17 protein-coding genes are annotated in these 12,244 nt (G+C 57.8%); 1 reads left to right on the forward strand and 16 read right to left on the reverse strand.

The window, feature by feature from the left end:
* From IDM28_RS11810 to IDM28_RS11885, 16 genes are all read right to left on the reverse strand, one after another.
* Nucleotides 1-1,233, reverse strand: coding sequence for a phage portal protein (locus tag IDM28_RS11810; protein ID WP_316936999.1), 1,233 nt, complete (start codon nt 1,231-1,233; stop codon nt 1-3).
* A 41-nt stretch (nt 1,234-1,274) separates the two neighbouring features.
* The gene (locus IDM28_RS11815) at nt 1,275-1,463 is read right to left on the reverse strand and encodes a hypothetical protein (protein WP_188036007.1); all 189 of its coding nucleotides are present in this window, start codon (nt 1,461-1,463) and stop codon (nt 1,275-1,277) included.
* On the reverse strand, nt 1,460-3,268 hold the full coding sequence (locus IDM28_RS11820; protein ID WP_188036008.1) for a terminase large subunit: 1,809 nt from the start codon (nt 3,266-3,268) through the stop codon (nt 1,460-1,462). The genes IDM28_RS11815 and IDM28_RS11820 overlap by 4 nt, the downstream gene beginning before the upstream one ends.
* Nucleotides 3,228-3,695 (reverse strand): phage terminase small subunit P27 family, encoded by a 468-nt coding sequence (locus IDM28_RS11825; RefSeq protein WP_188036009.1) that lies wholly within the window; start codon nt 3,693-3,695, stop codon nt 3,228-3,230. Before IDM28_RS11825 ends, IDM28_RS11820 begins: the two co-directional genes overlap by 41 nt.
* A gap of 135 nt (nt 3,696-3,830) precedes the next feature.
* Nucleotides 3,831-4,151: an HNH endonuclease gene (locus IDM28_RS11830; RefSeq protein WP_188036010.1), complete on the reverse strand. Its 321-nt coding sequence runs from the start codon at nt 4,149-4,151 to the stop codon at nt 3,831-3,833.
* A gap of 3 nt (nt 4,152-4,154) precedes the next feature.
* Complete coding sequence (locus IDM28_RS11835) at nt 4,155-4,469, reverse strand: phage holin, lambda family (RefSeq protein WP_410524663.1); 315 nt, start codon at nt 4,467-4,469, stop codon at nt 4,155-4,157.
* Between the two features lie 356 nt (nt 4,470-4,825).
* Nucleotides 4,826-6,424 (reverse strand): hypothetical protein, encoded by a 1,599-nt coding sequence (locus tag IDM28_RS11840; protein ID WP_188036012.1) that lies wholly within the window; start codon nt 6,422-6,424, stop codon nt 4,826-4,828.
* Between the two features lie 71 nt (nt 6,425-6,495).
* Complete coding sequence (locus IDM28_RS11845; RefSeq protein ID WP_188036013.1) at nt 6,496-7,203, reverse strand: hypothetical protein; 708 nt, start codon at nt 7,201-7,203, stop codon at nt 6,496-6,498.
* Nucleotides 7,204-7,215: 12 nt separating this feature from the next.
* Nucleotides 7,216-7,533 (reverse strand): hypothetical protein, encoded by a 318-nt coding sequence (locus IDM28_RS11850; RefSeq protein WP_188036014.1) that lies wholly within the window; start codon nt 7,531-7,533, stop codon nt 7,216-7,218.
* Entirely contained in the window at nt 7,530-7,787 is a 258-nt protein-coding gene (locus IDM28_RS11855; RefSeq protein WP_188036015.1) for a hypothetical protein, read from the reverse strand. Before IDM28_RS11855 ends, IDM28_RS11850 begins: the two co-directional genes overlap by 4 nt.
* Nucleotides 7,784-9,082: a tyrosine-type recombinase/integrase gene (locus IDM28_RS11860; protein WP_188036016.1), complete on the reverse strand. Its 1,299-nt coding sequence runs from the start codon at nt 9,080-9,082 to the stop codon at nt 7,784-7,786. Before IDM28_RS11860 ends, IDM28_RS11855 begins: the two co-directional genes overlap by 4 nt.
* Complete coding sequence (locus IDM28_RS11865) at nt 9,079-9,504, reverse strand: VRR-NUC domain-containing protein (RefSeq protein ID WP_188036017.1); 426 nt, start codon at nt 9,502-9,504, stop codon at nt 9,079-9,081. Before IDM28_RS11865 ends, IDM28_RS11860 begins: the two co-directional genes overlap by 4 nt.
* A complete protein-coding gene (locus tag IDM28_RS11870) occupies nt 9,501-9,797 on the reverse strand; it encodes a DUF1364 domain-containing protein (RefSeq protein ID WP_188036018.1) in 297 nt (98 codons plus the stop codon). Before IDM28_RS11870 ends, IDM28_RS11865 begins: the two co-directional genes overlap by 4 nt.
* Complete coding sequence (locus tag IDM28_RS11875; RefSeq protein WP_188036019.1) at nt 9,779-9,991, reverse strand: hypothetical protein; 213 nt, start codon at nt 9,989-9,991, stop codon at nt 9,779-9,781. Before IDM28_RS11875 ends, IDM28_RS11870 begins: the two co-directional genes overlap by 19 nt.
* Complete coding sequence (locus IDM28_RS11880; RefSeq protein WP_188036020.1) at nt 9,988-10,671, reverse strand: replication protein P; 684 nt, start codon at nt 10,669-10,671, stop codon at nt 9,988-9,990. The genes IDM28_RS11875 and IDM28_RS11880 overlap by 4 nt, the downstream gene beginning before the upstream one ends.
* Before the next feature lie 11 nt (nt 10,672-10,682).
* Nucleotides 10,683-11,396 (reverse strand): DnaT-like ssDNA-binding domain-containing protein, encoded by a 714-nt coding sequence (locus tag IDM28_RS11885; protein WP_188036372.1) that lies wholly within the window; start codon nt 11,394-11,396, stop codon nt 10,683-10,685.
* 250 nt (nt 11,397-11,646) lie between these two features.
* Between IDM28_RS11885 and IDM28_RS11890 the strand changes: the two genes are divergently transcribed.
* The gene (locus IDM28_RS11890; RefSeq protein WP_188036021.1) at nt 11,647-12,141 is read left to right on the forward strand and encodes a hypothetical protein; all 495 of its coding nucleotides are present in this window, start codon (nt 11,647-11,649) and stop codon (nt 12,139-12,141) included.
* Nucleotides 12,142-12,244: the final 103 nt, after the last annotated feature.

The following is a 12,244-nucleotide window of genomic DNA, read 5'->3' on the forward strand; positions in this document are numbered from 1 at the left end:
TCATGCGGCAAGCATCCTCAAGAGATCGTCACGCTGCTGCTCGAGCTGAGCGCGAACGTCTGGGTTGTTCATATTGGGCAGACCATGCGCCACGTCGGTCATGTTCAACGGCTGCAGGTAGCTGTCGCCGTTGGCTACTGGCGGCATGTTCTCGAGGCGGCGAATGTCATTGATCGACAGCCAGCCCCACTGACGGCCAATAGCGTATGCGTCGTACCGGCTTTTTTGGTCGCCTCGCAGCAAGCCGGAAAGGTTGAACTCGATGAAGTAATCTCGCCGCTCCCCTGGCAGGAGAAAGTCACGCATCATGGCCTGCTCATGCCGCTTGACCCACGGCATCAAGGCAAAGATCACGTACTGGATCAGCAGCTGTTCCAGGCTGTTGTAGCTCGCCTTCTCCAGGTCATTGACCATATGTGGCGGGATCTTGTAGATGCGCGCCAGATCAAGGCCGGTGGCCTTGAGAATGCCAAGCAACTCGGCATCAACGTTGTTCATCGACACCGGCTTGAAAGTCATCCCCTCCTGCAGCATCGCGACCTTCTTTGCATTGTCGATGCCGGAGAATTTGTTACCCCACTGATCGAGTATGCGATCGATACTGCCTTGTTCCTTGATCGGCGCGGCACCTACAGGGCGTTCAATCACCCCGCTGACCGCGGTACCGTTGGCAAATGATTTGCCTGCGTATTGCCGGACAGCCTGAGCCAGGCCCACCGCGTCGGCGTGCAACTCGATGGGTGAAAGCCCTGTGTAGTGATTCTTTGTATGCCACCGCACATGATGAATCAGCCGCATGGGCAATGGTTGGTGCCCACCGATTCGGTATACCGGCCGGAGATCGCCGCCCTTCATCACCAACACTTTGTCGTTGCGCAGTGGGTAGAGAGCCTTTACCGCACCATCATCACCCCTTTCAATAAAGCTGTAGCTGTTGCCTCGCAACCCCAACGCCAACTGGCTGGCTTCGCGGTACTCATACGGGGTCTGCCAGGGGTTCGGTTGGTAGCGAAGTACGTCGTAAAGCGGATGGTCTGACGCGGCTTCGCGCTTGCCGTCACCGAGCCGGCGGTACATCTCGAGCGGCAATTGGGCGATGCTCTCAGCCAGCAGCGTGACGCAGTTCTGCAACACTGTGATCGCCAAGGCGCTGTCTGGGGTGACCGTCACGCCCGATGACGCACGACCAGAGCCGATCAAACTGCGCCAAAACCCGCCACCGGCATCTGACACCACGCCCTCGCTGGCACCAAGCACATTACTGAAAAACATGCCTAGCCCCCTTCAGGATTGCGTTTGCGATGAATACGGGCAGCCGCTTTGTCAGCCAACCAGGCCCAGCCGATCAGACTAAGTCCAGAGAGGATGAACGCGCCGGGCACGTTGATCAGGGCGACCCCGTAGGTCAGCAGGCCGAAACCGACCAAGCCGGCCAACCAGGCCGCAATAGCTATGATGTTCAAACGCCGACTCCTTCGTCATAAATTGATGAGCCGGCACTTCCGGCTGAAACCGCCCCGCTGACGCCTGTGGCCATGATTGCAGCGATGATTCCGTCAATCCTGCCCGTTGCTTTGGCCTTGTCCGCTTTGCGGTTGTTGGCTGGATCAGAAACTATTACGGCGTTACCGGCACACCAGGTCATTACCGGATTGCCGTCATGCCGCAAGGACTCCACCGTTTCGACCGGCATGGCATCGTCAAAGAATTCCGATGAGGTATCGCCAGCGTCAGCGCGTAGCTCGGCCATCCCAAGGAGACGGCGCTCGAACTCGTCTACCGCCGGCCCCATATCCTTGAAGCCCTGACCAAACTCAACCAGTGGGGGCAACTCGATGCCGTACTCCGTCATAAGTTGGCGCATGTCCTCAATCCGCCACCGGTCAAATGCAATCTTGTCCACCTGGAAGAAGTCGCAGATTGTTTGCATCCGGCGAAGCACATGCAGCTTGCTGATAGCGCGGCCCGGTGTTGTTTCAAGGTCTCGCGATTTAACCCAGGCCGCATACGGCACTTTGTCCCGGGCCTCGCGCTTATCCAGCTCGTAGTCAGGGATCCAGAAGTACGGGAGTAACCGCCAGTGCTGATCCTCATGGGTTGGGTAGAACAGCAGGACAAAAGACGTCAGGTCGGTGGTGCTGGAAAGATCCAGCCCACCCACACAAGGCCGGTTACGCAGAAGCGACATCGGTACGCGCTCTTCCGCCTGGCTCCAGACATCCCATGAAATCCAGGGCGATTCGGCCCCCGTCCACTCACAGAAATTCAGCCGGCGCACCATGGCCTCTTTGCTCGGCATCCCTCGCGCCTCGGTTACCTGTTCGCGGAGGTACTTCATGCCGGGCAGATCGGCGTCCTGCAGTGACGGATTGGATTTGAACCAGCAGCTTTCATCCTGAATGGGATCATCACCTTCATCCAGGGAGCAGATGTAGGCAAAAAAACCATCGTCGACGAGCGCCCCGGAAGCCACCCTAGCGCCGTATTCGTGATACTCCCAGCACGGGCCGCGCTTGTTCGAGCCGCTGTTGGTGATCATGAAAATGAGTGCTTGCTTACGGCTCTTGGTGCCGGCTCGCATCATCTCCACGACCAGGTTGGTTTTGTGTTCGTGCACCTCGTCGATCAGCGCCATGTGCGGCCTGGGGCCGGACTGGCCATCGTCCGAGCTGATCGGCCGGAAGAACGACCCGGCTTTTAGGTAGGCGAGGTTCCAAATGTTCTGACCGGTGCCGCTGTAGGCGAGACGCTTGGTCAACTCCGGCGACTGCTGCACCATTGCGACAGCGTCGCGGAACAGGATCATGGCCTGATCCTTTTTGGTTGCAGCGGCGTAGATCTCGGCGCGGGCCTCGTTGTCCCCAACCAAGCCCCTCAATCCAACACCTGCAGCCAACGGTGATTTGCCCGAACCTTTGCCGCTTTCGACGTAAACCACTCGAAACCGCCGATAGCCGTCACTGCCTTTCCAGCCGAAAATGCTGCCGACGATGAATTTCTGCCAGGGCAGTAGCTCGAACGGCTGCCCTTCAAACTCGCCGCCATTGAGTTTCAGAACGGCGCGGTAGAAACGTATGGCCTTGTTGGCCTCTTCAAGATCCCAGAACAGCCCGCGCTTTGGCCCCTCCTCCAGGTCCCGAAGGTGCCGAGCGCACGCATTTCGGATGTCCGGCCCTGCGGTCCGGTCGCCCGAATGTACTTCTCTGGCGTACTGGGTCGCAGGATCGTCAACCGAAGTGCTCCGCGAGCGGGTCTTCTTCGTCGTCATTCTGCTTTACCTGAACTTTGGAACGGGCGGCTGGAGTGAGGCCGAACTCGACCAGATAGCTTTTAAATCGGCGATCAACGTCGGCGAGCATTGCAACGGCCGGGTTTGCCTTGAGCACCAATTCACCCTGGGTGCTGGTGGTCTCGTAGGTTCGTCCCTGCGCGTCGACGATTTCGCGCAGCGCGAGAATTTCGGCATAGCAGTCGCACAGCCGCTCGAGGGCAAAGCCGTCCGCTTCAGTGAGCACGCCCATGCGATCAAGCAGGACCGTCAGACGCCCCCAGGCCACCTGGGCTTCGTTCGTCAAATGCGCCGGGGCGCTGGGGATACGCCTGGCGGGTTTGGGTTCGTTCTTGTTGATGGCGCGCTTGCCGGGGTTGCCCCTGACAAGCTTCAGCTCTGTCGGGGTGGGTCGTCTCCCGGCCATTTTTTGGTCCCAAAAAAAATCATTTCATTTCGCGGTTGTGCGCACGGAGAAGGGCGAACGGTCAGGAAAGGTGTGCGAAAAAACATTTCCAACCCCCTCCCCACTGAAATCGGGCGCCGTAACGCCTGGAAGCCCTCAGGCGAGTCGATTCCAGTGATGTCCAGGGTCCAGCGGTCTACCGCTGACGTCGCACCCGGCCTCACGCCCGGACTTCTCAAGGCGCTGCTTGTAGGAGCTGTGGCAGTTAGTGCACAGCGATTGCCAGTTGGTCCGATCCCAGAAAATAGTCATGTCGCCGCGATGCGGCTGGATGTGGTCCACAACAGCAGCTGGCTTAGTAAGACCTGTCTGCTTGCAACGAACGCAGACTGGGTTTTGCTGTAGCCAACCTTCGCGGGCCTGCTGCCAGCGATACCCATACGGCTTAGAGCGCTTACCTGCTGAGGTATTCGACATGAGTCAACCCTCTACCTTCTTGCTCATGAACCGGTCGGAGTACTCGCGCAGCTTGTCGACCCCAATGAAGCCAACCATGCAGCCAGCGAACACGGATAAATTGGGCGGCAGAGCAAAATACTCCAGCACTGGCAACAAGCTGATTGCGATAAGTCCGCAGATGGCTCCTTCGAGAACCATTTTCCGGCCTCGCCCGCCGCCGTAGATAACGCGGCACATTGCCACTGCGGCGGCAATGCCCCCCGTATAAAGCTGCGGTTGGTGCGCCACCAGCCAGGCCAGTGCAGCGGCCCACAGGCCTGGGTCCTTCTCGGGCATGTTTGGCATCTCGGTTGCTCCCCTTTGGGGAGCGGAATAGATTCGACCCCAACCGCACACCCAACTCGGGGCGATGGGTGTGGCGGGGCCGAAAACAAAAAAACCCCGGCAAGTGCGGGGCTTCGAATTGGTGGATATATTGACCCTGTTAGGCCAATCTCGTGGAGTTCACATTCCGTCCACATGCTGACCGTTAGCACACTCCCGGCTAGCTTTAAACATCCCCACAAATGACAAAGCCCGACGCGAAGGCCGGGCTTTCTTTGTCAACCTAACAAGCGCAGGAATGACAGCATGTGCATAAATTCGCTCATTCGCTCACGTTAGTCAAGCAGATTTTCAGAGCATCGTATCAATCAGAAATCCAGATGCTTCCCGCAATGGCCTATAACGAGTTTTTTTTCCGACGCTGACCAATCAAAATGCACTCGCAACGTTTCTGCCGCACTGTCTTTAACCCCATGTTTCAAGTGACGATCCATAAAAATTTTCTGTCCTCTGTAGTCGAATGTGCGTCTTTTACGCCCTTCTTTCGACAGAGATGCCTCATTAGCGGTAAAGGAGTTTCCGAACACACTTTTCGCCTGCTGATCGCCGTGCCCTTCCGCCATTAAGAGCCAATATGAATTAGCAAGCACCTCTAACAAATCGTAAGCTTTAGAGCTATATTTGAAACCAGCCTTATCGGATTCTTGGGCGGACGAATAAGCCGACTCCAAAACAACAATTCGATCTGAGTAGAGCGCACCAATTACGCTCAAAACCTCAAATAACATCGCCGAATCATTTCTAATATTTATATAAGCTTCGCGAATAGTCAAAAATACTCGAGAAAGCTCACTATCATCGTCCTCTGCCGCAAGCCTGCCTTCAATGCGATGTTTCAGCCCTTCTATAGTTGACTGCGCACGCCTCAAATCCGCCTCATAGCTTTCCAGCCTTACAGTTAGCGCAGCAACTTCTGAATCTTTGCACGCCAAGTCTTCATCAGCCGCTTCTAACAACTGAGCATAAACCTTCATTTCCTCAGAGCTATCTTCTGATCTGGCTTTGGCTGCAGCATTACCAAGCTTACTTCTCAACACCTCAAGCCTAACTGCTTCGCTTGAAATGTGGGCACGCTGAAGTGAAATATTGCTCCTGTGAGTGATTACAGCCAAAACCTCAGATGCCAGTGTCGGAACATCTCGCCCAAATCCAGCATAATCCTCTGACCGCAAAAGAACGGTTTCTACGTAGCTTCCCGAACTAGAGTCCCGAACAGGAAATACAACTCTTACCCCCCCGGAAAAAGACATATATCTACGACCCACAATTTCTTCTAGCTGAAACGTATCCTCATCAGCAGGTATACAAACCACATTTGCCAACCCCAAAACTTGACGCCTAATGCTCTCAGGATTTACTGGGTATTCACCATCCCTGGCACTGACGACAACAAGCGGACTCACACGAGATTCGTTATGTACATCGGCCAAATACGCGAAAGCGTTTTCTATTTCAAGACTTTTGGGATATAACCCGGGAGTTCCTGATACGGGCCTGCACTTTTCAACCAGCGAATTAACAAGACTGGGCCTTGTCACTTTGATCTGCGATACAACCTTCGCGCTGACTTCGTCAGCTTTCAGAAGTACGGAGCATTCGACTATATCGCTACCTGGGCGCTGCCTCACCCCAACCTCGGTTATCCACTGGCGACCTTTCAATTTGCTGTCCTGATGCACCAAGCGGAAATTAAATAAGTAAGGGGTATTGAGTTCATCGACCACCGCGCTATTGGTCCACGAAGAGATTGAATATCCATTTACTGAAAAATTACGTATGCCTCCATTTAGCTTAATAGGATCAACAAACGTTTTAGCAGTCCGACCGGCCCAAGCGGCGATGATTTTTATGACCTCATCAGCACCGTATTCAGGCTCGAAATCAAACTTATTTGCATAAACCAGCATCTCTCAACTCCTTTTGAAAATTTGAGATAGCATTATGCCACGATGGCAATCCATGACCACCGTCCGCTGATCTACGATTCTGCTGACGATCGAGCAGCATAGCTCGCCTCTAGCAAACCTTCTGCACGAAGGATCTGCTCTACATCTGCTAAGGCGTCCGCAACGAGCCCTTCCAGTTTGTCGTAGATATCCCCCCTCCATCGACGGCGGGTCGATTCTGGCGTGGCTTCGAGATCCCACGTGTTCATGTCGTAGAAGCAGTCCGGCAGGATGATTACATCCTCAGCGAGCGCCTCGATACGCTTCTTCGCAGCATGGGCGGCGGCAACCGCAGCAATCACAGTGGCCTCGCGACGCCATGGCGACGAATCCAGCGGGATATCCACGGAAACAGTTTGTGGTGCCTTGCGGCGTGCACCCTTGAGCTTTGGAATGGCCCAGGCAGTAACCGCCTTGTAGATGAAGAGTGTCGGCGCAGGGCTCGCAATCAGCGGCCGTACCAGAGTGATCGCCCGCACCTTCTTGGCCTTGTTGGTGCTGTACTTGGCGACTAATGCATCCCAATGCCTGCCCTTGAGCATATGGTGGAGGCGCGCCGACAACCAGTAATCGACCTGCGTGCGGTCGGAGCCGCCTGATTGACCTCCCAACGAGGCTAGGCAGCCGCGCCCCTCCTCTGCCGACTTGTACAGCTTCTGCCAGGCCTGACCTTTTGCCGCCCCCTTCTCGCCCGCCGCCAGAGCGGCAACTACTGCACCCGAAACGCTGCTGTAAACCATGATCCTTTCTCCTCAATCCCCGGTGTAGTTGGTGCCGCCGGCGCCGCGGCGGTTATTCAATTGGTACTGCGCCTCTGCGCCCTCAGTGCGCGGTGGTCGCTCGCGGTCAACCTGCTGCTCCAGCTCGCGCACTCGCAGACCCAGCTGTGTTACAAGTTCTTCTAGAGGTAGCGCTTGCCCCGTCACCGCCGAAACCCACCCCGATGCATTGCACAGGCCGTAGGGCAGCTCATAGAAGACGCCCTTGATGAACGCTTTCCCTCGGCAGTCGTAGCATTGCGTCAGAACGATCATTTCCTTCTTGAGCGCCGGGCCGTGGCTCTTCCTCATGCCTGCCCTGCCTTCACCCAGCGTCGAATCCTCATTTCGCATCCCGAGATCAGGCACACGCCATTTGCGAACCCCAGATGGGTTTTGTTCGTCTCGCAGCCGTAAGCGCATTTCGGCTGACGACCTGAGCGCTCTTTGCGCAGTTCCATGTAGCGGATTTGCCCTGGCTGACCACCGACCTGGCCCCATCCGGCAACACCACCCCGCATTGCAGCTGATCGCGCTGCCGGCGAAAGATCATTCAAATTGGTCATTTCGAATCCTCGCTAGTAACAAATTCAGTAAGGTGGCCCGAGGCCTCGCCGATAGTCGCCTGTAGCGAATTCTGCGGGATTTCAAATAAGGCCTCTGTAAGGCCGTGGATGGTTGCGAAACCGATCTGATCAAGCCACGCATGCCACTTCTCCAGTGCCGCCCGACGCTGCTGCATGGCCTGGGTATGGATATAGGTGCTGGCGATCTTGCCGAGCGTGTGGTTCAGCAACATCTCGCCGATGTGCCCGTCGATGCCGAGGTCGGTCCAAGTTGTGCGGGAGACCTTGCGCAGGTCGTGGCTGGTCCAGGCGCCCTGCCCCAGACGAGTGAACACGGCGCTGGCCTGGGTCTCGGTTAAGGGCTCACTACGGCGATTCGGGAACAGGTAGGCACCGTCATAGCCTTGAGCCTGCTGGATCGCCCGGTAACGGGTCAGCAATGCCTTGAGTTGAGCAGTCAGCGGCAGGCGGTGCTCGATGCGGGTCTTGGTGTGCACAGCGGGAATGAACCACTCGGCGGCCGCCAGCGATACATCCGCCCACCGCGCCAAACGGGTCTCACCGATTCGGGTGCCGTGGCTCAGCATCATCAGGGCCAGCATGGCGTCACCCGGTGTCATCGCGAATGCCGGGGCCAACTGCTGCATCAGCTCAGGCAACTGCACGTCACGAAGGTGCGCCGCCTTGGGCAGGATCCTTGCCTTGGTGAAGTCGCTGAATCGCATGCCGGCCATGGGGTTGCCATCGATCATCCCCAGCTTTGATGCTTGGCGAAATGCGGTAAGCAGCAGCGCGAACATCTGACGCAGATAGGACAGCGACACCTCGGCCTGGCACGGCCACATCAGGTGTTTATCCAGAGAGTCAGCGGTAATGCGCGCCACGGTCAGGCTTTCCAGGCGCGGTTTCAGGTGCTGGGCAATGGCCGAACGGGCGCCGGCCTTGCGCTTCGCAGAGAGCGAGCGGTCCCGCGACATACGGTCGCCGTACCAGTCCAGCAGCTGACCCACAGTCACCATGCCAGAAGCTACCAACGCGGTGGCTGGATCGCGCAGCAGGCGCTGACGGATCGCAGGCAGTTCAGCCACAACCGCGGCCACGCTCAGGTCCGGCCAGCGGGCGATCGGTACCCAGCGCTTGCCACGAACCAGATGCCAAGTGCCACGGTCGCGGCTACTCCAGAAGCGAAGGTACAGACCGGGATGGCGCGGGTCGCGTAGGTCGCGCACCGACCTGTCAGCACCATGCCGGCGAATCTCCGCCTCAGTGAGCTTTACAGCCCGCGTCGAGTTCATGCAGCCACCGTGGCGGGCAGCAGCAGATAGGCCCGCAGTTGCTCCATGGCGTCGAAGTGCCCACGGCAAACGATGGCCAGGTAGCCCTGGGCATTCAGCCGGCGCAGGCTGTCCTTCTGGCTGATCGAGACCGGCGCAGGTTCGACGGTCGCCTTGAATTCGATGTACAGGCCGAAGTAGCCGCCGCGGGCCATCGGCAGCACCAGGTCAGGGATGCCGGCCTTTACGCCCTGAGCCTTGAGCTTGGCGGCAATAGCCTTCACCCGATGACCGCCGTTCGGGACGTGGTAGATCAGCTCGAAAACCTCTGGGTAACGGAGCTCGATTTCCCGCATCAGGGCGGCCTGCTCTTGGCCTTCGCGGTCGACGGGCCTGGCGCGTGGGACGCGCGGCTTAACTGAATGGATACCGAGCGGTTTCATGCGACCAGCACCCCTTCGTTGAGGAGTGCAGCCTGTGTACGCATTACGCCCTCTGCGTGGTACTGACGGGCGGTGTCGCGGTCGACAGTGCGACTACGGCCGTCGCAGGGATCATGGCAGGCGCTACAGCACCAGGCGCCCTGCATGTCGTGCGGTTTCCTGCCGACGCCACAGGTGTCAGCCAAACGATAATGTGCGAGCACGGTGGTTTCCGGGTTGCCGTTGCACACCTCAGGAATGCGCACCTGGCACTCCCGACCGCGCGCGGCCTTGGTCAGTTTCGATTGCCGCATAGGCTGTCTTCTCCGTGAAGATCGATAATCGTGTACGCGCTCGGCCACATGAGTTGGCCATGGGCGATGGCCAAAGCCTCATCCCGATAGAGCGCGATGGGTGGGTGCTCGGTGACTGCAAGGCCGAACAGATCGCCACGGCAGTACAGGGCCCAGCGGTACTCGACGGGGTCGGGCGCTGGCAGCTTGATCATTGGCCTGCCATCCGGGCGCGGAGCGCGGCCAGTGCGGCGTTACCAACTTCCGGAGTACTGCGCGTCGCGACCTCGGCCGGAAGAGCCAGCGGCATCTTCTGCAGCGGCTCGCCAGCCACCAAGCGGCGTACTGCGATCGTGTAATTGCGTTCGAAAAGCTTCAGGCTCAGGTCGGTCGCGAGGCGGTGCAAGCTTTCGAAACCGCCCTCTTTCGCGGCGTGCCACACGGCGTCATGCGACCATTTGGCCTGGCCGGCCATTGAAGGATGGGCGTTGCGGCACGCCTCTCGGAATGCAGCGGCCAGTGGGGGCAGGCCAAGCATTTCAGGGGATGGCTGGCACCATTCGATGAACTTGCCCGGCGCGGGAATGAACTCGCGACCAGATTGGCGGCAGCGCATCAGACCGAACTGCAGCTGCTCCGTAGTGTTGATTCCTGCCTCGAGGAAGGCGGTCAGCCATTGCTGCTTGGCGGCCTTGTAAGTCGCCTCATCTGGCCAAGCCTGCTTCCAGGCACTGCAGATCGTGCGCAGGTCGCGGAACAGGTCGTTGATCACGGCAGCGGTTTTTCGGTTGAGTTCAGCCTTCACGTCAGCCGGGATTGAATACTCAGCGGGGATTGGCTGCCCCGACTGGACTTTGGCCCAAAGGCCATGAGCGACCACAGATACCTGGTTCATTCGCTGCCCCTCTAGTCGATCCATGTGGTGTCTTCATCATCGAAGCTGCTGCTCTGCCCACCGTCAGTGCGTGGAGTTACAGCGCGAGCTGCTCGAGCAAGGTCGGTCTTCACCCAATTGACCAGTGCTGCCAGCCACTGCTTCTCAGTGCGGGCAAGGCCCTTCGCATCGTGGTGGAGTACGAATCCCGACATTGCGTCGGCGGTGAAGTGATCGAGAGTCAGACCGGCCCGAACCGCGTAGGCTTTCAGCTGATCCTGATCTGGCGTCCAGTCGAGTGACATTTCGAAAGGGTCGCGCAGAGAGTGAGTAGAATGGTTAGTTAACGTATTGGGTGCAGCTGCTGCACCCCGTTCTGCGTTTTCCTGCACCCCGTTCCGCTGTGAGCTGCACCCCGTGCGGTTTCCTGCACCCTGCTCAGGACGAGGTGCAGTAGATGCACCCCGCTTTAGCTGAAGGTCATAGACCACCGGGCGACGATCGCGGCGGTCGATGTAAGCTGCAGCGATGGCCTGGTTACCCTCTACAATCCACCCGCCAATCGATAACTCATCCAGTTTCAGGCGTACCGTGCGCTCAGAGAGGCCCGTGTCCAAGGAGAGGGTTCCAGCAGAAGGGAAAGCCCCGCGGCCGTCGCTGCCGGCATAGTTCGCGAGACATAGAAGCACATGGCGCGCCGCAGGGTTTTCCAGCGAGGTCTTAGGAATGGCCAATGCCCAGGTCATAGCTTGAACACTCACCACTGAGCTCCTTGCGCAGCATGGCGCGACAGACTGGTGAACACAGGCAAAGCTGATGCAACAGGCTGGGTATTGCCTGTATCGATTGCGGACTGCATAATCGACCTCGTAGTTGTTTCAGAAGACCGCCCCGCCAGGCGGTTTTTTTATGCCCGCAGTTCGGGCGTTATTGGTGTCCAGCGCATCCGTGGTAGCTTTTTGCTTCCACACGAAAAGCCGATCGGAGGCCGGACATATGAAGCTGGACAGAGACCTTCAAAAGCGCATTCTTAACGCCTGCGCAGCCCACTACCCTCGCGCACTGCCTATGGCAGAGTGGGACGCGGATTTTGATGCGCTCGAAGAGCAGTTGCTCGCGGCAAACCTGGTATACCTTCACCAGCATGGCCTGTTGAAAGAGGCTGTCCGAATTGGGATGGGCGGCGACATCCTCTTCAATGTTTCGGGTATGTGCTGCACTGAGGCAGGGATGGATTTCATTGCCGATGACGGCGGCCTGAGCGCCATTCTCGGCACGGTTACAATCAAGATTCACGAGGACACCCTCCGTGAGCTCCTGGAAAGGAAAATCCTTGAGAGTGACACTGCGCCCGAAGAGAAGAGTCGCCTCGTGCAAGGTCTGAAAGGACTCTCCGCCGAGGCCATAAAACACCTGACATTGAAACTATTGGATGAGGGACTGGAGCGTTTGCCTGGAGCAGTTGCGCTAGTTGGTAAGTTCCTTCCGTAAGGCACCTTGGGCTGCTGGCTTCTGAGCGTTCGAACTTCGCATATCCCAGCAGCTCACTCTTCCCGCCAACCCCAGTCCAAAGCTCAAGCCAAAAAAACGGAAG

Source organism: Pseudomonas sp. EZ-C24 (genome assembly GCF_014525325.1).
In the GTDB taxonomy this organism is placed as follows: domain Bacteria; phylum Pseudomonadota; class Gammaproteobacteria; order Pseudomonadales; family Pseudomonadaceae; genus Aquipseudomonas; species Aquipseudomonas shirazensis.